14 protein-coding genes and 2 pseudogenes are annotated in these 20,653 nt (G+C 50.9%); 9 read left to right on the plus strand and 7 right to left on the minus strand.

Annotated elements, in window-relative coordinates:
- Positions 1–330 precede the first annotated feature (330 nt).
- On the minus strand, positions 331–477 hold the full coding sequence (locus tag JF535_RS12090; protein WP_207002426.1) for a hypothetical protein: 147 nt from the start codon (positions 475–477) through the stop codon (positions 331–333).
- A gap of 135 nt (positions 478–612) precedes the next feature.
- Here JF535_RS12090 and JF535_RS16765 point away from each other — a divergent pair.
- Positions 613–1,041: pseudogene (locus tag JF535_RS16765) on the plus strand (DDE-type integrase/transposase/recombinase); the annotation flags it as partial.
- Positions 1,042–1,220: 179 nt separating this feature from the next.
- On the opposite strand, the gene JF535_RS12100 reads toward JF535_RS16765, so the two are convergent.
- Positions 1,221–1,556: a YnfA family protein gene (locus JF535_RS12100; protein WP_422880015.1), complete on the minus strand. Its 336-nt coding sequence runs from the start codon at positions 1,554–1,556 to the stop codon at positions 1,221–1,223.
- A gap of 248 nt (positions 1,557–1,804) precedes the next feature.
- On the opposite strand from JF535_RS12100, the gene JF535_RS12105 reads away from it, so the two are divergent.
- A complete protein-coding gene (locus JF535_RS12105) occupies positions 1,805–2,380 on the plus strand; it encodes a DUF6351 family protein (RefSeq protein WP_242523980.1) in 576 nt (191 codons plus the stop codon).
- A 274-nt stretch (positions 2,381–2,654) separates the two neighbouring features.
- Positions 2,655–3,686: pseudogene (locus JF535_RS12110) on the plus strand (IS481 family transposase).
- Positions 3,687–3,779: 93 nt separating this feature from the next.
- Here the strand turns inward: JF535_RS12110 and JF535_RS12115 are convergent.
- Positions 3,780–5,963, minus strand: coding sequence for a heavy metal translocating P-type ATPase (locus JF535_RS12115; protein WP_207002430.1), 2,184 nt, complete (start codon positions 5,961–5,963; stop codon positions 3,780–3,782).
- A gap of 73 nt (positions 5,964–6,036) precedes the next feature.
- On the opposite strand from JF535_RS12115, the gene cadR reads away from it, so the two are divergent.
- The 6 genes from cadR (at position 6,037) to JF535_RS12145 (ending at position 14,825) form a co-directional block, all read left to right on the plus strand.
- On the plus strand, positions 6,037–6,459 hold the full coding sequence (cadR, locus tag JF535_RS12120; protein WP_207002432.1) for a Cd(II)/Pb(II)-responsive transcriptional regulator: 423 nt from the start codon (positions 6,037–6,039) through the stop codon (positions 6,457–6,459).
- A gap of 71 nt (positions 6,460–6,530) precedes the next feature.
- Positions 6,531–6,902 carry a hypothetical protein gene (locus JF535_RS12125; RefSeq protein ID WP_207002434.1) on the plus strand — a complete coding sequence of 124 codons (372 nt, stop codon included), beginning with the start codon at positions 6,531–6,533 and terminating at the stop codon, positions 6,900–6,902.
- 75 nt (positions 6,903–6,977) lie between these two features.
- Positions 6,978–8,276 (plus strand): TolC family protein, encoded by a 1,299-nt coding sequence (locus JF535_RS12130; protein WP_242523813.1) that lies wholly within the window; start codon positions 6,978–6,980, stop codon positions 8,274–8,276.
- A 17-nt stretch (positions 8,277–8,293) separates the two neighbouring features.
- Positions 8,294–9,559, plus strand: coding sequence for an efflux RND transporter periplasmic adaptor subunit (locus tag JF535_RS12135; protein WP_207002436.1), 1,266 nt, complete (start codon positions 8,294–8,296; stop codon positions 9,557–9,559).
- Positions 9,560–9,571: 12 nt separating this feature from the next.
- Positions 9,572–12,721, plus strand: coding sequence for an efflux RND transporter permease subunit (locus JF535_RS12140; protein ID WP_207002438.1), 3,150 nt, complete (start codon positions 9,572–9,574; stop codon positions 12,719–12,721).
- Positions 12,722–13,580: 859 nt separating this feature from the next.
- Positions 13,581–14,825, plus strand: coding sequence for a tyrosine-type recombinase/integrase (locus JF535_RS12145; RefSeq protein WP_207002440.1), 1,245 nt, complete (start codon positions 13,581–13,583; stop codon positions 14,823–14,825).
- Between the two features lie 144 nt (positions 14,826–14,969).
- On the opposite strand, the gene JF535_RS12150 is transcribed toward JF535_RS12145, so the two are convergent.
- From JF535_RS12150 to JF535_RS12165, 4 genes are read right to left on the minus strand one after another with little or no spacing between them, the layout of a single operon-like run.
- Positions 14,970–15,422 (minus strand): hypothetical protein, encoded by a 453-nt coding sequence (locus tag JF535_RS12150; RefSeq protein ID WP_207002442.1) that lies wholly within the window; start codon positions 15,420–15,422, stop codon positions 14,970–14,972.
- The gene (locus JF535_RS12155) at positions 15,419–17,764 is read right to left on the minus strand and encodes a hypothetical protein (protein WP_207002444.1); all 2,346 of its coding nucleotides are present in this window, start codon (positions 17,762–17,764) and stop codon (positions 15,419–15,421) included. The genes JF535_RS12150 and JF535_RS12155 overlap by 4 nt, the downstream gene beginning before the upstream one ends.
- On the minus strand, positions 17,761–19,275 hold the full coding sequence (locus JF535_RS12160; protein WP_207002446.1) for a tyrosine-type recombinase/integrase: 1,515 nt from the start codon (positions 19,273–19,275) through the stop codon (positions 17,761–17,763). The genes JF535_RS12155 and JF535_RS12160 overlap by 4 nt, the downstream gene beginning before the upstream one ends.
- On the minus strand, positions 19,272–20,273 hold the full coding sequence (locus tag JF535_RS12165) for a tyrosine-type recombinase/integrase (RefSeq protein WP_207002448.1): 1,002 nt from the start codon (positions 20,271–20,273) through the stop codon (positions 19,272–19,274). Before JF535_RS12165 ends, JF535_RS12160 begins: the two co-directional genes overlap by 4 nt.
- Positions 20,274–20,653: the final 380 nt, after the last annotated feature.

Here is a 20,653-nt window from a genome sequence, read left to right on the forward strand (position 1 = left end):
CAGGGCGCCGCAAACGCCTGACCGTTCAAGGTCAGCGTCATTAACAGCAGCAGTATGCGGGTCAGGTCAAAGGGCATGGGCGTCAGAGACTTATGTGTTATTTCATCTGATTGCCTTCGAGATTAAGTGGAATCACTTGTATGTACAAGTTGTCCGCACCGAAGTGAGGGGCCGGGAGGGGGAGTGGTTAAATGAAAATGACGACACATCTAATATGGCTCGCCCAAATTACCCGGCTTTCGAGGACGTTCTTCCTAAGGAATAGTTAATTTTTGGTTGGGCTTGGCTATTTGGAGCCTCTGAACGGGCCACCTGCTCGCAGCACTGATCTCAATCAATGCCGCGGTGGATGTCCGCATTACCCTTTTCGATAAGCGCCACATGCAGTTGCGTGGTATCCGGTAGCGGGTGCATGGCGTAGTAGAGAAGCCCGGGGGCGTCCCCGTCGGCCAGGGTTTCGTCGAAAGAGACACCCATTTACAGGTGGTAGCCCTCCAGGTTGATCCGGCCCTGCCCTTAGGAGATACCAGTGCCGCGGGGCAGGGCAAGGTGCAGAAGCTGTCTGAGCTCGATCTCGGCGAGCTGCCCGCATTCCCACCAATGCCAGCGAGCTGGATCGGCGCTCGATGGGCGTATCTGGCGGTAGTAATAGATCTCTTTGCACGTAAGCCAGTTGGTTGGGCGCTAACGATGGCCTATGAATCACGAGGACAACCTGAAGGTATCGTGTTTCCCTCGGACCAGGGATGCCAGTACACAAGCCTCGCATTCCGACAGCTGCTGTGGCGCAACAGAATGACACATAGTCTGAGCCGCCGCGGAAACTGCTAGGACAACGCACCGACTGAGCGCTTCTTCCTGAGTCTCAATACAGAGTGGGTGCCGGAAACCGGCTACAAGTCCTTCCCTGCGGCTAAACAGAGAATCACAAGTAACATCATTGGCCATTACAGCCAGATACGACCCCACCAGAAAAACGATGGTATGCCGCCGAATATGGTGGAAGAAAAATATTGGAATGCTCAGAGTTCAGTGGCGTAAAAGAGTTGACCACTACAGGCAGGCAGTCCATCGCCGAAGCCCGAACTAGTCTGGTCCATTTCGAAGCAGCTGCAGAAGCACAACGTGACTTCCCTGCGGGGCGTCAATCGGGTGATAAGTCCAGGAAGGTCTATAGGTGGGCGATGTCGCACTCAGTTGAGGAGGCTGGCAGTGGTCCACTATCCTTTGCTTTGCCAACCCAAAACTATGATTGACATGCCGAGCAATGCAACGCTGGCGCCTATCCAGTCGAAGGCGGACAGCTTTACTCCATCTACGACTCGAAGCCAGACCAGCGCAGTAGCCACATAGATGCCACCATAGGCTGCGTAGACGCGACCACTCGCGGCCGGGTGTAATGTGAGCAACCAAACGAAGATTGCCAGACTCATCGCTGCCGGAATCAGCAGCCACACTGACCCGCCTTTCCGCAGCCAAAGGTAGGGCAGAAAGCAGCCGACGATCTCTGCGAGGGCTGTTACTCCGTAAATTCCCGTTGTTTTCAGAATCAAGATCGATAGCTCCACTGTTGATTGACCTCAAAAAAAAGGTTGGCCGCGTCGTCTGCCGGGAGTATCTATTATGATGACATATGTCGTCTTAGGTCTAATTAATGTGCTCCCATCCCAACGGTGGGAAATGGGGTGTCGGAGAACTTTTTGCTAGCACCTTCATGATGATCCTGAACTTCCATCACTCCTCGAGTTTGCTTGCTCCACTTTTTCAGCGGTTTAATGCAGTGTCCCTTGTAAACCCGTGTCTAATGGTTCGTTCAGAGTGCAGCCTGTCAGTCGCGGGGTTGTTTAGGAACTACTCCCCCATTGCTGAAGCGCTAGATGTGATTGATCGCTGGATCCTGAGTATAAAAAAACGCCCGGAAAATGGAGTTGTGAAGAATCGTCCTAGTGACGCTAGTGATATGTGTTTTGACAAAGACGGAGTTGTCATCGCATCAGGTATGGACGTATGGAACCGTGCTTCCGGTAGTCAACCCACTGGCGAGTGTAGAAAGAAATATCCTGTTTATAGCAATTCACGACAAGTCGCAGGCGCACCGCTGTCAGACAGTATTTTTAAATGCACGCTGCAGTCGATCGATACTGCGTTAAATGAAGGGCTATATGGCCAGTTAACTACAGATGTACTTGAACGCCTGAGGGTGATGAAGAGAGTGTTCCCAAGCGGTATTTGTGACTATACGGCACCCGATGTAGGGCGCCCAAAGGAGATTTTGGTCGACAAGCATGTCCCTGTCACTATCGCGGGGAGACTAATAGAGCCTGATTACCGCGATTCCCGTGAAATTGCCGCTGAAAATGAGAGTAACGAAGAACCATAGCGTTATATATTTATACGCTTTTAGGGGATCCAAGCTGGGCTGCTGGCTATCGATTGGCACATCGCTGCTTGCTCAATAGACGCTGTTACGGGAACACTAAAGGCGTAATAGTGTAGAAATCTCATTTACATTTTTTCACAGACTGACTGTTACTGTGCGAAGTCTCTGATTTGGTTTCGTTCAGACCAAATCTGACACACCTCCTTGAAAAGAAGGGGTTTACCGGTTTTGATGAAGGTGCGTAAACCCGAAGTCAAAACCAAGGATAAACCCCATGATCCATACTAACGATCGCATCATTAAACACAAGACCGGGCTGCTTAATCTGGCGGCAGAGCTTGGTAACATCTCCAAAGTCTGTAAGATGCTCGGTGTGTCTCGAGACACTTTCTACCGGTACAAAGAGGCAGTTTCCATTGGTGGAGTTGATGCACTGCTGGAGAATAACTGATGGGTACCAAATCACAAGAATCGTGTTGATTCCGCTATCGAGAAAGCGGTGCTGGCATATGCCGTTGCGGAACCCGCTCATGGCCTGGTGCGGGCGTCCAATGAGCTGCGCAAACGCGGTGTATTTTCTCACCGAGCGGGGTTCGCAGTATCTGGCTAAGACGCGACTTGGCCAACTTCAAACTTCGCTTGAAAGCGCTGGAAGCCAAAGTTGGCGAGGAGGGTCTGATCCTAACGGAGTCCCTGATGCAGGCGCTAGAACGCTAACGTACTGATGACAAATCCTGCGGAGAGATCGAAACCCAGCATCCGGGCTACCTGGGATCGCAAGACACCTTCTACGTCGGGACATTCAAGGGTGTTGGCCGTGTATATCAGCAGACCTACGTGGACACCTACGCAAAGGTGGCGCACTGCAAGCTGTACACGACCAAGACGCCAATCACGGCTACGGACCTGTTGAATGATCGGGTGCTGCCGTTCAATGCAGCTCAAAAGCTGCCTGTACTACGCACCCTGACCGATCGTGGTACCGAGCACTGCGGTAAGCTGGAGCAGCACGATTACTAATTGTACTTGAGCGTGAATGAAATCGAGCATACGAAAACGAAGCCGCCATCCACAGGCCAACGGCACTTGCGAGCGTTTCCACAAAACGATTCTGCAAGAATTCTACTAGCCATCGTTGCGGCACAGGATATACGGGTCAGTCGAGGTACTACAGGAAGATCTGGACGAATGGTTGGCGTATTATAATAATGAGCGCACGCACCAAGGCAAGATGAGCTGCGCCCAAACACCGATGCAAACGCTCGAGGATGGCAAAAAGATCTGGATGGAAAAGTTCGTAAACTGAACTTGACCTGACAGAGCACCTTCTGGAAAACCGATAAGTGTGAGATCAAGTCTGAACTACTACAGATAAACGCATATATCAGTACTGCACCCTTTATCGGTGCATTAACCTCAACCCGTTAAATACTACCAACAGGCTGGTCCCCATGTCGGCAAAAACGGCCATCCACATGGACGCCAGTCCGGCAAATGCGAGCGCCAAGAATACGGCTTTGATCCCCAATGCCATTACGATGTTCTGTCGTAGAATACGCGAAGTACTACGAGACAACCGAATAAAGGTGGCGATCTTGCTTAGGTTGTCATCCATTAGTGCGACGTCGGCTGTTTCTATTGCGGTATCTGTGCCCGCAACACCCATCGCAAAGCCGATGTCGGCACGAGCGAGTGCCGGTGCATCGTTAATTCCATCGCCGACCATGCCGGTATGGTTTTGCTCGGTCAGAACTTCAATTTCTCGGAGCTTGTCCTCTGGCAACAAATTGCCCTCAGCACGGTCAATGCCCACCTGTTTGGCAATGGCCCTCGCCGTATGTGGGTTGTCACCAGTCAACATCAGGGTTTTTACGCCCAAATCATGCAGCTCTGCTATCGCTTCGCGACTGGTGTCTTTAACTGTGTCAGCCACGGCGAATAGTGCCAGGACACCGGCTTTACCCACCAGCATGATGACCGTTTTACCTTGGGACTCCAGGTTGTTTAGGCGTTGCTCCAATTCCCTCGAGCACACCCCTAGCTCTTCTACAAGTCGATGGTTCCCGAGGTGTAAATCCTCGCCATCGATTTCGCCCTTGACGCCGCGACCCGCTAATGCTGAAAACGCTTTTACTTGACGCAGTGCGATGCTGTCGTCTTGTGCCGCTTGGGCTACCGCCATGGATACTGGGTGATCGGAGCGCGCGGCCAGGCTAGCCGCGAGTGAGCGTACTGTATTGACGTCATTGTTGGCCCAAGGTTCGAAGTCGGTTTGTGCGGGCTTGCCGCGAGTGATGGTGCCTGTTTTATCCAGTGCCAACCAGCGCAGGCGTCGACCATCCTCGAGGTAAACGCCACCCTTGATCAGGATGCCGTGCCGGGCCGCAGCCGCGAGTCCGCTGACGATGGTAACCGGCGTGGCAATCACCAGTGCGCATGGGCAGGCGATAACCAGTAATACCAAGGCTCGGTAGACCCACTCTAGCCAGGCGCCACCGAATAGCAGGGGTGGCAGCACTGCTGTTGCCAGAGCGACCACGAAAACTAATGGTGTATACCAGCGCGCAAATGAGTCTACGAAACGCTGGGTCGGCGCTCGGCTACCTTGAGCGGCTTCTACTGCGTGAATTATCCGCGCAAGTGTAGAGTTATCGGCCGCAGCCGTGACCCGATATTCAAGCCCACTGGACTCATTGATACTGCCGGCAAACAACGAATCACCTGGGGCCTTGTCCACTGGTAAGCTTTCGCCGGTGATTGGGGCCTGATTTACAGCGGATAGGCCTTCAATGACTTCGCCGTCGAGGGCGATTCGCTCGCCTGGTCGCACACGCACGCGGCTGCCGATATCAACCTGTTTTGCGCTTATTTCCTCCCAGCGTCCGTCGTCCATTTGCACGGTTGCTGTTTCCGGAGCCAGGGCCAATAGTTCACGGATCGCGTTGCGCGCCCGATCCAGGGATTTGGCTTCGATCAGTTCCGCTAGGGTGAAGAGCACCATCACCATCGCGGCCTCTGGCCAATGGCCAATCAAGAGGGCACCGGTCACTGCAATGGACATCAGTGCATTCATGTTCAGGTTGCGATTCTTGAGCGCTATCCAACCTTTCTTGTAGGTTTTCAGGCCTCCACCTGCAATGGCCGTGAGGGCTAGCAGCATCACGAGCCAGTTGTTGCCTCCTTGCTGCCAATAAACCACTTCTGAGGCCAGAGCGGCAGCAGCAGCAACCCCGAGCACCCACCAGTTGGCGGTTGCAGGTGGTGGCGCGGTATCCCTGTCGACGGCATTCGCTAACCGTGCATCCAGGTCCAATGTCCCCAGCACCGCAAGTAGCTCACCTTGCATTCCCTTGGCATGGTGCACTTGTAGCGTACGCTGAACCAGATTGAAGTCGAGGTGGTAGATTCCCTCCATGCCAGACAGCTTGCTACGGATCAGAGCCTCCTCGGTCGGGCAGTCCATTTTGGTAATCGACAGGTTTGTCGTCTCAACGTCTTTGTCCGGCCTAGAGTAGGACTTCTGAGTCAGCTCTTCGGTTGATTTTGTGCCGCTACAACAATTGTCTGATTCGGGCCTATTCATGTGCGTCTCGATAGCCAATGGGTACTACTGGGATTAGAATCCCTATAGCCACTATAGAGTCAAGAGGGTAGTCATGAGTTATAAGATCGGAGAGGCGGCGAGGCTGGCGGGGTGTAAGGTAGAGACTGTGCGTTACTACGAGCAGATGGGGTTGTTACCCGCGCCAGCACGCTCTGAGGGGAATTTTCGGCTATATAGTGATTCCCAAGTGGAGCAGCTGAGCTTCATCCGTCATTGCCGGTCCCTCGATATGTCGCTGGAAAATATTCGCGAGTTACTTCAGTTTCGCGAGATGCCCAGCAAAAGCTGTGCCGGGATTAACCAGTTGATTGACGAGCACATCGACTGTGTGGAATCTCGAATGGATGCGCTACAGCAACTGCGGCAACAGCTTCGGAACCTGCGGAACCGATGCTCAGGAGAGCGGTCCATAGAGTCCTGTAAAATTCTGCATGGATTGACCGGGTGTCCCTGTCATTCAACGGAGGCGGGATAATCGAAATTGGAATTTATCCTTACATGTTGTTAAATTGTCGCTAACCACAAGATAACCACAGATTTTCTGCAATGAACTACGCTCGTGTCTGCTTTCTACTGATCGCACTGCTGGTCTTCCAGACCGCAGTAGCGTTCTATGATAGCCATGAAGCGTTGCAGGATATTGCTACGCACGTACCGCCTCATCACCTGGACGCTCAAGAGGAAGTGACGTTTACTCCCAAACGACAAAACGTAGACGTTGAGTTGGGATCTGGTTCACATCCAGGTGGACCGGACTTTTGTCACCACTGCTGTCATTGCCATGGTGTTGGTGTGTTAGGTCTTCTTGGTCAAGTATCGCGCTTTGTCGTTGTTCGCAGCATCGCTTTGCGTGAAACAATTAACCCTTCTTTCCCCTCTGGTTATTTTTCCTCACTTTTTCGCCCTCCCAAAGCCTGAGTTACGCCCTGAATCCGCGCACGCCTTGTAGTTTGGCGGGCGCGTACTTTTCATGACATAACTTGGGAATACCCTATGTTGTTTATTTTTACGCATGTCGTTCGTGCGTACTTTCGGCTTGCTGTGATTTTATCATTGCTGCCGTTTTTGTGGACGCCACTTGCGCAGGCCCAGGGGGCTGAGCAATTACCCCAGATCACCTTGGCGGAAGCGATTGACCGCACGCTTTCTCAAAACCCAGAGTTGGCGATTTACCGCCTTCGTGAACAAGCACTTGCCGGTAAGGTAGCAACTGCAGCTCTACGGCCACCTGTAGGCCTTGGGGCTGAACTTGAAAACTTTGCTGGCGAAGGCGGTGCTGATAACGCGGAGCTCACGGTATCACTTTCATCTGTCATCGAATTGGGCGGCAAGCGTTCAGCGCGAGTCGGTGCGGTGTATGCCCAGCAGGATCTGTTACTGGCCGAGGAGCAGGCTACAGCGCTCGATCTGTTGGGGAGCGTAATCCGTCGCTATGTCGAGGTATTGGCAGCACAACAGCGGCTGGCATTGGCTCGGGAGTCGGCAGCACTTGCTGACGACACCCTTGAAACCGTCGATCGTCGTGTAAAAGCTGCAGCATCGCCAAAAGCCGAGAGTCTAAGAGCCCGGGCCGCGGTTTCCCGTGCTCGCCTAGCGATTGATTCGGAAGAACGGCTGGTTAAATACCATAAATTGGCGCTGGCCTCTTTGTGGGGTGGCGATGCTACTTCCTTCCGCCTGGACTCCAATGAGCTCTACCGTTTTCCGGCATCTGATAGCTTTGCGGTGCTCTTCAGCCGCGCCCAACAAAATCCAGCCATCGCCCGTTTCGCTTCCGAGGAGCGGCTGCAAGATGCAGAGCTGCGTTTAGCCGAGGCGCAATCAAGCCTGGATGTTGGTTGGTCTGCTGGCATTCGGCACTCCCGTGAAATCGGTGAGACCACATTGGTCGCCGGGTTTGAGTTACCTCTATTTCCTGCGCGCCGGAACGCCGGCGCTATCACGACGGCTATCGCAGAACGAGAGCGCGTTGCGGTAGAGCGAGAAGCTGCGCTACTGCGGCTGAAGAGCCGGCTGTTTCGTGCGGTCAGCGGGCGTGAACAGGCATTGACGACAGTAGAGACGCTGAGGGGTGAGGTTATCCCAACTTTGCGCGATGCCCTGGCAGAAGTGGAGCGTGCTTACCGTCGTGGCCGTTACTCCTACTTGGAGTGGGCGTCCGCGCGTGAGGAGTTGATAGGAGCCCGTCAGGCTGAAATTGAAGCAGCTAGCGCTGCGCTGCGCTTTGGCGCTGAAATAGAACAAATGACCGCCGCACCGCTATTGTCTGCGGGCGCTGAGCCAACCAAATGAAAAAGATTTGAACACCCATGAAATACAGAAATAAATTGCGAAGCATATTCGCAGCAGTGCCATTGGCTGCGCTACTGGCGTGTACGGCCGCTCTCGTGGTGCCCACTTTGGTCGTCGCCTCCGCTGAAGAAGAACACGGAGAAGAGCACGGCGAGCATGAGGAAGAAAGGGGGCCAAACGGGGGGCGCCTGCTAGAGGAGGGCGACCTCGAAGTGGAGTTACTGATATCTGAGCGCGGCGGGACAGCAGAACTCCGAGCCTGGATTAGTGAACGTGGAAAGGCACTCACGAAAGCAGGCGATGCGCGACTGGCTGTCGAGTTAACGCGGCTGGGTGGCAAGGTAGATCGTTTCAATTTTGCACCAGCAGATGGCTTCTGGCTTGGCAAAGGCGCAGTGGAGGAACCGCACTCGTTCGATGTAAAGGTTTTGCTGGCGCGGAATGCTGAACGTGCTGAGTGGCACTATGAATCGTACGAGGGGCGGGTGGAGATTGCCTCCGAGATGGCCGCCAAAGTAGGCATAAAAACGGCAGCTACCGGTCCAGGGGAAATTAGCCAATCGCTCACCCTGTACGGAAAAACTGCACTGGCGCACGGCAGCTTGAGTCACGTCCGCGCACGGTTTCCGGGGCCAATCAAAACAGTTTTGGCGGAGATCGGCGATCGGGTACGCAAGGGGCAGAAGCTGGCTGAAGTAGAGTCCAATGATAGTCTTCAAGTCTACCCGATAACGTCACCCATCGATGGGTTGGTCATCGACAAGCAGGCTAGCAGTGGTGAATACAGTGGGGAGCGAGAGCTGTTCACAATTGCCAATTATGATCAGTTGTGGGCGGAGCTACGGCTGTTTCCTTCGCAGCGTGGTCAGGTTGCCCGCGGCCAAAAGGTCACCTTGCAAGCCGACGGTCAAGTCGTGGACACGCAGGTAGCGAATCTGGTCCCGGGCACTCCGGGTCAGCCGTTCGTTCTGGTTAGGACGCCTATCGACAACCGAAAAATCAGCTGGCCACCTGATTTGATGCTAGAAGGTCAGGTGCTTGTTGATCATGTAAGGGTGCCGCTGCTTGTGGAGAGTCGCGCTCTGCAGCCTCTGGGGGATGGCATGGTTGTCTTTGTGAAGGTTGGCGATAGCTACGAAGCCCGACCGGTAGAGCTGGGGCGCTCAGATGGGCGTGTAACTGAGGTGTTGAGTGGATTGGAGGTAGGGCAGCGCTACGTCACTGCCAATAGCTACCTGATCAAAGCCGACATCGAAAAATCTGGCGCGGCCCACGCTCACTGAAGGAAATCATTCATGATTGAAGCAATACTGCGTTTCTCAATTGAGCGACGTTATCTAATGCTCTCCCTGGTGCTGCTACTTATTGGCGCCGGAGTCTGGAGTTACCAAACATTACCGATTGATGCAGTGCCAGATATCACCAATGTCCAGGTGCAAATCAATACGGAGGCACCCGGTTACTCGCCACTTGAGGCGGAACAACGTATTACATATCCGGTTGAGACCGCTTTAGCAGGCCTACCTAATTTGTCTTATACGCGCTCACTTTCCCGCTACGGACTGTCGCAGGTGACGGTGGTTTTCGAAGAGGGCACAGACATCTATTTTGCCCGCAATTTGATTGATGCACGACTCGGCTCGATCAAGGGAGCGCTTCCGCCCGGATTGGAACCGGAAATGGGACCCATTGCCACCGGGCTCGGCGAAATTTTTATGTACACGGTAGAGGCATTACCTGGTGCAACACAGGAGGATGGGAGCCCCCTGGATGCAACAGCCTTGAGAGAAATACAAGACTGGATCATTAAGCCACAGCTCGCGCTTGTACCGGGTGTCATTGAGATTAACACGATCGGTGGCTACGACAAGCAGTACCACGTGATGCCAAACCCTCGCAAGATACTCGCCTTTGGTTTGACCATGGATGATGTCATCGAGGCGTTGAGGCGCAACAACGATAACCGTGGTGCAGGATTCGTCGAGACGAATGGCCGTCGCCTGCTGGTGCGCTCTCCGGGCCAGCTTCAGGATATCGCTGATATCGAGAATGTTGTGGTGGCTAACCGAGATGGGGTACCGGTCAAAATTTCCGATATTGCCGAAGTCGCCATTGGGAAGGAACTTCGGACAGGCGCCGCTACACGAGATGGCAAGGAAACCGTACTTGGTACGGCAATGATGCTCGTTGGTGAGAATTCTCGAGCTGTTGCTCAGGACGTGGCAGCAGCCATAGAGAGAATCAAACCCTCACTTCCCGAAGGTGTACGCCTGGAGGCCGTTTACGATCGCACGACCCTGGTGGACAAAGCCATACGCACAGTGCAAAAGAACCTGGTAGAAGGCGCTTTACTGGTCATCGCTGTATTGTTCCTTTTGCTGGGAAACCTACGCGCCGCATTCATTACAGCCGCGGTGATTCCACTCTCTATGCTAGCCACAATTGCTGGTATGGTGAAAACGGGCGTATCCGCGAATTTAATGAGCCTGGGAGCGTTGGACTTTGGCCTGATTGTCGACGGCGCAGTAATTATTGTTGAAAACGCTATTCGCCGACTATCGGAGGCACAGCGTCGCAATGGCGCCATCCTGCCCCTCCAGGAGCGCTTGGAGCTTGTATTCCATGCGACTAACGAGGTCATACGCCCCAGCCTGTTTGGCGTGCTGATCATTACTGTGGTCTATATCCCGCTATTTTCACTTACCGGTGTGGAAGGAAAAATGTTCCACCCGATGGCGGCCACGGTGGTAATGGCATTGCTGGCGGCACTTGTGTTGGCACTGACCGTGGTTCCGGCAGCGGTAGCAGTCTTCCTGAGTGGCAAGATCAGTGAAAAAGAAAATCCACTGATTGTAGCGGCTAAATCTCTATATCGACCACTACTGCTGACCGCAATGCGTGTGCGTTGGCTGGTACTGTCCGCAGCCGCGGGGCTGGTTATCGTCTGTGCCTGGCTGGCCACCACGCTGGGGTCAGAATTTATTCCACAGCTTAACGAAGGTGATATTGCCCTTCATGCAATGCGAATTCCTGGCACCAGCCTTGAGCAGTCATTGGAAATGCAGGAATCCCTGGAGCAGCGCATTAAAGCCTTTCCGCAGGTAGACAAAGTGTTTGCCAAAACCGGTACCCCAGAGGTGGCTACCGATCCTATGCCGCCCAATGTAGCTGACAATTTTGTGATTCTGAAACCGCGTGATGAGTGGCCCAATCCCGACAAGCCCCGCGATGAACTTATCGAGGAAATCGAAGCTGCATTGAGCGAGCTTCCAGGCAATAACTACGAGTTTACGCAACCTATTGAGATGCGCTTCAACGAGCTGATTTCCGGAGTGCGTGCAGATCTGGGTATTAAAGTGTTTGGCGACGACCTGGATCAGCTGGTGGTATCCGCGAATGAAATACTGAACGTATTGCAGGGCATAGAAGGCGCTGCCGACGCTCGGGTAGAACAAGTTGAGGGGCTGCCAGTAATGTCGGTCATGCCCAAGCGAATCCAGCTTGCTCGTTACGGACTCGATCTGCAGACATTGCAGGATCTGGTCGCTACTGCGGTCGGTGGCGAAAACGCGGGTTTAATTTACGAGGGCGACCGACGCTTTCAGTTGGTGGTGCGCTTGCCAGAACATATACGACGCGATCTGGATCGCCTCGGTGAGCTGCCAGTGCCACTTCCAGCGGGCGGCTTTGTGCCGCTCATGGAGGTCGCCGATCTGGCAATGGCGCCAGCTCCCAATCAGATTAGCCGTGAGAACGGCAAGCGCCGGGTGGTGGTGACTGCGAATGTGCGAGATCGCGACTTAGGATCTTTTGTCACAGAGGTAAAGCAACGGGTGAGCAATGAAGTCCAGTTGCCCGCTGGATACTGGCTGAAATACGGTGGAACTTTTGAGCAACTGGAATCCGCCAGCCGCCGCCTATCGATCGTAGTTCCGGTGACCCTGCTAATTATTCTAGGATTGCTGGTGACAGCCTTCGGCTCTTTGCGGGATGCGCTCATTATCTTCACGGGCGTGCCGTTGGCATTGACCGGTGGTGTACTGGCGCTTTGGTTACGAGATATGCCACTTTCGATTTCGGCCGGGGTAGGTTTCATCGCTCTTTCCGGTGTGGCCGTGCTTAATGGCTTAGTGATGCTGTCGTTTATTCGTGAGCTATGGCGGGAGCGGGGTGACCTTGTGTCATCGATCATTGACGGTGCCATGATACGGTTACGACCCGTGCTCATGACTGCATTGGTCGCCAGTTTGGGGTTTGTACCAATGGCGCTGAATACAGGTACTGGTGCGGAAGTTCAACGCCCGTTGGCGACCGTAGTAATTGGTGGAATTATCTCTTCTACGCTTCTAACGTTACTCGTGTTGCCTTTGCTCTATCGAATAGTGCATGGCGAGGACCGACCTCTAACAGCGCGTACCGAAGAAATAAACCCCGATATTGTTTGACATTGTGTAGCGGAGGAAGCTTTTTACTGCGCATGCTTTAAAATATATGAGGGTCTAGCGCAAATAATACTGGGCTGGCCTTCTTTCTTTTTAGTTTTATTTCAATCTCAAACTCCCGTTCATTTACATCGCTCGCTACACTCGGGATCTCATTGACTAACGGGCTGGTTTGGTATCATCCACTGGCATTCCTACTCGCATCGACCAATCTCGTAATTGAGCTCGAAATTGTACCTGCCAATTTCCTGAGTCAGAAGTTTGCGGCTCAAGAACACTTGCGCGGGATTTATCGGATACTGCTTATGTCGTTGATTGTGCGGTTCACTTGCAATGCAATATGGCCTTAAATTCATAGAGCGCGGAAAACAGAGGTGAATGATTGTGCTGAGAGTGAGCCAACAATCTGGAAAGAGCTGGACCATATCGGCAAGCGCTACCATCCACCTCGAAACCCGTCCTGCAAATTCGCGCGGTAGGAAGTCAGCTTTGATACCTAATTGAATCGAAAATGAGTGGCATCGTGCTCGCGACATCGCTCAACTGTGTTACGCCCCCAAGTCTCCTGCAAAGTCCCGTGATAGATGCCGCTAATTCTTCCTTCTTAGGAGCAGCATCGTTTACATACCTGATGGGTGCCGGCGGTGGTCAGGATACAACCAACAACCTTTCTAATAACTCTCTATCGGACAACGACATCCTGAAGTTCCTGCCCGAAATTTGTCTCAGGGCGTACGTGTAACGAGGGAATACCCGCTACCCCTGCAAATTTCATATACGCTTTCGTATTCGACATAGCATGCTAAGGCCAGTAGAATGGGTAACCAACTAAAAACCCGGACTTCGTCTTCAGGCTTTACTCATGGCAACTCCAAAACCCGTCGCTTTGTACTCAGCCTATAGCGACCTCAAGAACTTCGACTTTCGCGACTATCCAGATCTCAACGAATTCCTCGAATCCGGCGAATCCTGGTGGATGTCTCATTGGCGCTGGGGTCAAGAGTTCCTGAGTTATACGGGCCGAAATAAGTCCGAGCACACCTTTACACGCTTTCGCAATGAAACCGAGCGCTTTCTGTTATGGGTATTCCTATTCAAAGGCACACCCATGGAACGATTACGCAAGGCCGATATCCTCGAGTACGCGGATTTTTGCTGGCAGCCACCAGTATCTTGGATCTGCCTGGCAAACCACGAAAAGTTTCTGTTTAACAATGGCCGGTACGTACAGAATCCGTCCTGGGCTCCATTCAAGCTCAAGCTGCCCAAAAACAGCGAGTCCTCAGATTCCAAACCAGATAAGAAGAAATACAAACCCTCGCAGGAGACCTTAGCTTCCATCTTCACTGGGATTATTGCTTTCTATAAGTATTTAATGAACGAGGAACATCTATATGGCAATCCTGCACAAATTGCTAAGCCAGATTGTCGCCATTTCATTAAAGATGCCCAAGTAAAAGAAGCTCGCAGGCTTACCGAAGTCCAGTGGCAATATGTGTTTGATGTAGCACTGGCCATGGCCGACGAAGACCCTATCTATGAACGAAGTCTGTTTATTATTTGTGCGCTGAAGACCTTGTTTCTGCGAATTTCAGAACTTTCTGAACGTCCTCAGTGGACACCTATCATGAGCCACTTTTGGCAAGATTCGGATGGAAACTGGTGGCTAAAAATCTTCGGTAAAGGCCGAAAATTGCGAGACACAACGGTCCCCGACAGCTTTATTCCATTCCTTAAACGCTACCGCGCTTATAGAGGTCTAAGTCCGTTGCCGGCTTCAAGAGAGAATCACCCTCTCGTAGAGAAAATTCGAGGGCAAGGCGGCATGACATCCCGTCAGCTTACTCGGGTCGTTCAACAAGTTTTCGACCGTGCCTATAACGAAATGCGTCAGGCTGAGGGTGACGATAGCGCGCATAAGTTAAAAGAAGCATCTACACACTGGCTGAGACATACAGGAGCGAGTATGGAAATTGAGCGCGGCCGCTCCTTAAAGGACTTATCTGAGGATTTAGGGCACTCCAGTATGGCCACAACCGATACTGTTTATGTCCACACAGAAAGCAAAGTTCGGGCTAAAAGCGGGAAGCAACGCGGCGTGAAGTGATGCTGATCCCTGTACTTGCCACTTCAAGAACTGAAATTTAATTTCTTTATATTTCAATTTGTTTGATAGATCAGCGGAAAAAGATAAGCGTATTCCGCTGGATCTCCAGCATACAAAAACAGCAACAAATTGGCTTATTGTGATTTATTCCAGGGAATCGTGGTTGCCATTCTCCACCCCCGGCAGTGCTTGCATTTCTGCTAGTTGAAGCCTGGTATTTTCCCATGCTGGGAAGAACTTACGCCATGCTGCCAAACCTCCTATTTCACCAACTGCAAGAAGCATGGCTTTATGGGATGCAATGAGTAAGTCACGCTCTGATTTTAGTGCCTCAATTTCTTGTGTTAAATGAGCCACTCGCGCCTGTAGGTTAGAACGAGACTGCTTGTCGGTTTTTTCAATAAGTGCCTTAAGTTCAGCTTGGCGTGCGCAGTATCGATCGAATACTGCCTTACGATCGGGCTGACGGGTAATATCGCTAGCGTGTTTGAAAGGACTGTCTTTATCTCGAGCTACCGAGCGGGCGGTAATTCGAATGTTGTCGTTAAGCATGCGTTGGAGGATCGCTTCAAGCGCTTGAATCTTCTGAATCTTCACTCAGGCCTCCTGGTCTTGGGAGCATCAATTACGCTGGTACCGTACTTATTCTCTACGGCGCTGTATAGGTCTTTGCCGTCTGGGAAAGGATGCTCCAGCGGAGCTGTTTCAATAATTTTCTCAAGGCTTTCCAGTCGGGACTGGGCGTGCTTTAACTGGTTTTGCCACCCAATATTTCTGTGGGCTATTGGTTTGGCCTCAATGACATTTACTACGTCAACCATACGCTGCTTCAATTTTTCTAGCCGCTGTTGTTCTTCTGGTATGCCCGAACGGGTCAGATGGCGGCAATCGTAGCATTCAAGATGCTTGGGGCAAGGGTCAATGGTAAAGCTATTTACACAAAATCCAAAAGGGGTTGCATGTAGGCCGTCGGCCTCGGCAGAGAGATACTTAAAAGCCTCGTCATCTCCCATTTCTTCCTGAATCTTGAGAAACTCATCTACGATCGGGCCGCGAATTCTTTTTGCCATAATCATCTGTAGGGTTTCTTGAGCTCTAGGAGCCATAGAGTCGGCGCCTTTAGGTAGGTCGATGTGCGCAAGATCTTCCGCCAAGCTACGATGATCATATATGTAGCTTTGGGCGACGCTTCGCCGATTAAATCGCTTGGTAATAATTGTGTCAGCCACGCCGAGTCGGAAGAGCTCCGCATTTTGGAGGTGACGGAGTGAATGCGTGTTCAGCCTGAGAGATCGATCTTCGTCGGAATGGCCATAGCGGGAAAAAATGTTGTTCGCTTGTGCTCCTAGTTGCAAATGCAGGTCTGCGGTAGAGGCGCGCCCGACAGAAAAATACCTATTCACGTCCAGTATCCCTCCAGATCGCTCTTCGACAATGGCACGAATAGGCATCAAAAACATTAGTGCTTCAGGGCTCAGCCGGCCACCTTCATTTATTAAAAAACTTTTCGTTTCAGGTAGTTTCGTAGGCATACTGGATCTTATTAGAGATTCGGCATCACTCACATGAATAAACGCGTTCTTCCAGTCGATATTCCCAGTGAACGGCTCACCGCTTTCCCTCCGGATCGTAACTGGGAGGCGATTAAAGTATTTCGCGCAATTTTTAGATACACCGCTTATAGAAATTTCACGGATCTGATACTCGCGTATTTTATCTAGGTAAGACGGGTCAAATGTTTCTTTGTATTTGCTGACTAAGTTCTGGGGTAGTGATGAGTTGGATATCGAGAGGGCACCGGATAATCGGCTATATATATCCCATGCGGGAGCCAGTGCGTCAGGTAGGAGCTCTGGCAGTAGCCGTCCAGTTGCAACCTGCAATCGCAATTTTTCTCGTAGGGGTTTAGTGAGTCTTTCCGCTTCACTCAAAGTTTCTAGTACTACGTCTTCGAATATAAGAGGCACATTTTGAATACTTTCGAAAAGAGTTACTCCCATCACATTTACATCGACAGCTTGTTTCTCCGCAAAATGCCTAATGTATAGAGAGCGAGCAATACCTCCTTTTTCGGCCAGGACTTCACGATCCCCCGTTAAATGTTCGACCCAACGACACCAGTCAACAGGAAGCAATACATTCTCGCCAACCCGAAATCCACTGATGATGGCAAGTTTTATTTGCAAAAACCGAATCGAATCCACAAACGTATTGGGTTTTTCAGTAAAAACAATACGAACCAACTCCCAAAATGCTTTCTCTTCTGGAAGTTTAGCTGAGCCTTTTCGTTCAGAAAGTTCGAATCTAACCTTGCTGGTGTTTCTGTAATTATTGTTACCTTGCTTTAGTTCTGAAACATTAATAGCGGAGTCTTCTTGGCCTTCGTATGCAGTACAAAACTTCTCTAAAGGCGATCGGTTAGAAATGTGTAAACTATCAATCAACGTTCGAATAACCATGATGATATTAGCGGCGACTTTACCCGACGACCCAAGTAAAAGCGCGACGTTATATGCACTTTGTACCGTTTTAGGAGTAAGTTCCCAGGGTGCTTCGCTCCCAGCGCAGGTAGCTATTATTCTTAACGATCTTCCGATATTTACTAGTGCATGGTTTGGTTTGTTCCGCTTGATGAGGAGCTCGTTAAGCAAGGCAGCTTGGTAAAAATCGCGCCAATGGTCTGACATCGGTCCTGGTGAAATTGATGATTCACCCCCCACCCCGCAAAGGAAATTAAAGATTTTTAAAGCCTTTGCATCATTCCCTAATGTCGAAAGCCAGAAGTAAGGTGGCGTTGCTAACCCGCAAATATCGGCCAAATCCCATCGCTCGGATTTCGGTACTCTCCCCTCAAGATCGAATGATAAATCCCAGCGAAGATCTTTAGATTTTGCTAGAGACTTTCCTTTATTAACGAATTTTCGATAGAAATTGTTCATTCCAGGTTACCAAGAATCGTAATGTTACTTGATCTTATCTCTTGCGCAATTTGCAATGCCGCCTCAAACATCCGTCTTAATTGGGTATAGGCAGGGCTTTCTTCATTGAAGCGAGACGAGTTAGCGAACTCTTTGACAACCGGCCGCAAACTATCTACTACCGACTCATGCACGGTCGCGTCCGATAATGGCAGGAATTTCCTGCATGTATAACAACTCATAACAGGGTTTTTCGAGCACATTGACTGTCCAATAGAGCAACTCCCGATACCAGAAATAGGGACACCATGAGGGATCCCACCTATTTGCTCGTCTGGAGGGCGGCGCAGGAGGCTATTTTTATCAATAGTTCGAGTTCTAGCTACTTCTGCAACAGCGGAATAGACACTAGATATAGCAAGAGCCTGATTAACTCGCTCTGCTTGTGTTGGCGAGGTATCAAAGTAGACGTTGGCTGACAGTGTGGTAGCGTGCCCCATGAACTCAGATAGCGCAATGTGAGATATTCCGGCGTCCGCCAAGCGCTGTGCTGAAGTGTGCCGTAAATCAGTAGGACTCCAGCGTGTACCGGTAATTTTTTCAGCAAGATCTCTTAGTGTTACCGACAGTCTCTTCGGAGGGAGATCGAAATATTTGTCTGTCGACTTAGTGCTCCCAGCTTTGTTTTGAAGGCGCCGAGCAGTGTACTCGATAAAAATTGGGCACCATTCGTATTTCACTCGCCGGGTTACCCTACGTTGTGCCTCACTGCCCCTTTGTTTGAGTAGAGGTATTGACAAATGTACCGTGCCATTTTCATATAAGCGGACATCAGTTGTCTTAATGCGCGCGATTTGCCCCGGCCTACACCCATATTGATGAGCAATGATCAATATACAAGCGTCTCGAAGCTGCCTAGTTTTTTGACTCGCTGGCGCCGTTCCGACGGAGTCAGTAAGCTCATCTAAATAATCTATCAGCAATGACTGATGATCCAGGGGCAGAAAACACTCGCCCGATCGCACGTTTTTATAGATGTCGCGGGCGGGTGATTTTAATTGTGTGACATAAGGCCGCATTTCTGGCCGCCAGAATCCGGCGGACAAATTGCAAAGCGAATGAATCATTGTTCGAAGGCTGAGCGCGTAACCCCACGTCTGAGATGGTTGCACCTCATTAATCCAAAGATCACGAAATTCTTCCGGACGTAATATTAACGCCTTAAGGAAATGTTCGGAATTTTTCAAAACCCCATTGCATACGGATGTTGCCCCAGAAGGGTCTAATCTCGAAAAAACATCTACTGCAACGTGCTTAAATATGGACTTCAGATCATAAGTAAGATCTTTGAATTCAAGGCGAACTTTCTCGCCATCAAACTGAATTTCCCAGCGATCAGAATACTCGGGGCCTTGGATCGAATGGAATTGTTCATAAAAATCATCGTAATATCGAAATGAACTGGGCAACCGTCCCAATTCAGTCGCAATGACTGCAATTTTATCAGTAAATTCTGATGTCGAATGGATCACAGCTCTTTCCCTGAAATCGATCTGAGAGTCGCAAGCAGACGGTCGTAGTTTTCGTCCCACATATCTGCAGAATTCGACTCAAAATATGCTCGAGCGTAATGTCGTGGCATTGATGAAGCGGGTGACCATCCAAAAAACACCCGAAGCTTTTCGATTGCGACATCAAGATCGTCGCCAAGTAAAATATATCGACCTAATCGGTTTACTGCGCACGTATGTCGAAGGTCGTGTGCGCAAACGCCTGACAAACTTCGTGCTGCCAATGCATTCTTCGCTGAAGGTGACAAGTTTTTAGTAACCACTTCAAATACACGGTGAATTGATCGAAGGGAGAGTGGTTTATCTTGTTGTGAGCCAAACAAATAACCATGTGTTGTACCACGGCGGTAGTTGGCCAGAAAAATGTCCGAAACTAAAACGATTTCCTCACTAAGTGGTAACTGGCGCCGGGAGTGGGCGGTCTTCAGGCTAGGGGCATTGAAGCGACTATCCTCATCATCATAGGGGTTTTCGGCAATGTTCAACCAGTATTTTTCGCCTCCAGTGTCGACATCAAAATCAGACTTGATAGCGTCCGCTGGCAGAATAGCAATCTCACCACGTCGCAGGCCAAGGTGCAGCATCAGGAGAAAAATCAGGAAATTCCGCCACTTCAGCGCTTCATTTCGAAATGGGTTCCGTGAGGATGTCGGGGAGAAAATTTCATAGACTTCCTCTACTACCGCTACAGGTAATGCTCGAATAGGAGCTGGGGGTTTTGGTCGCGTAGGTGTCACCAAGGAATACAAGCGATCAAGTCTTATTAACCGGCTATGGATTTTTTCATAATCGTTCGCAGATGAAGCACTGAGGTGGCGCATAATATCGCGTACGAATGATTTCGCTGAATCCCATGTACGGTTGTTATTGATCTCACGTAGGTGTCCGTCATTTCTGAGGCTAGCTAGAAAACTACTCAGCGCCGATTCGAGCGCGGGCATATCTAGTTCAGAGAGCATTCGATCCAGAGCTCCTGATCCGTAGAGTCGATCAGTTACCTGATAGAACTTTTCCACGGCATAAAGATAATGGCCTCGCGTTGTGGAACCTATTTGAGCTTTCAAGACATCAGCCCACACAGTTGCCCAGAATCTAGGTAGGCCTAGCTCATCGACCAGTAGCCAACCTTTGGTCGACTTAGGAATATAGGACGTTCGAAGTTTAATGCATGCCATAGGCGGTGATGCTAGAGACCAAGACCAGGCGTTGGCAAGTGTTAGATTATATATCTACTAGGAGATATTCAGGTGCTGAACAATTAGAATGCAACAATTCTAAAACGGCATTCACTTAACATAATCTATATTATGCGAACTAAAGGGTATAGCCGAGCGCTGGA

Origin of the sequence: Microbulbifer salipaludis, from assembly GCF_017303155.1 — a bacterium.
Classification (GTDB): domain Bacteria; phylum Pseudomonadota; class Gammaproteobacteria; order Pseudomonadales; family Cellvibrionaceae; genus Microbulbifer; species Microbulbifer salipaludis.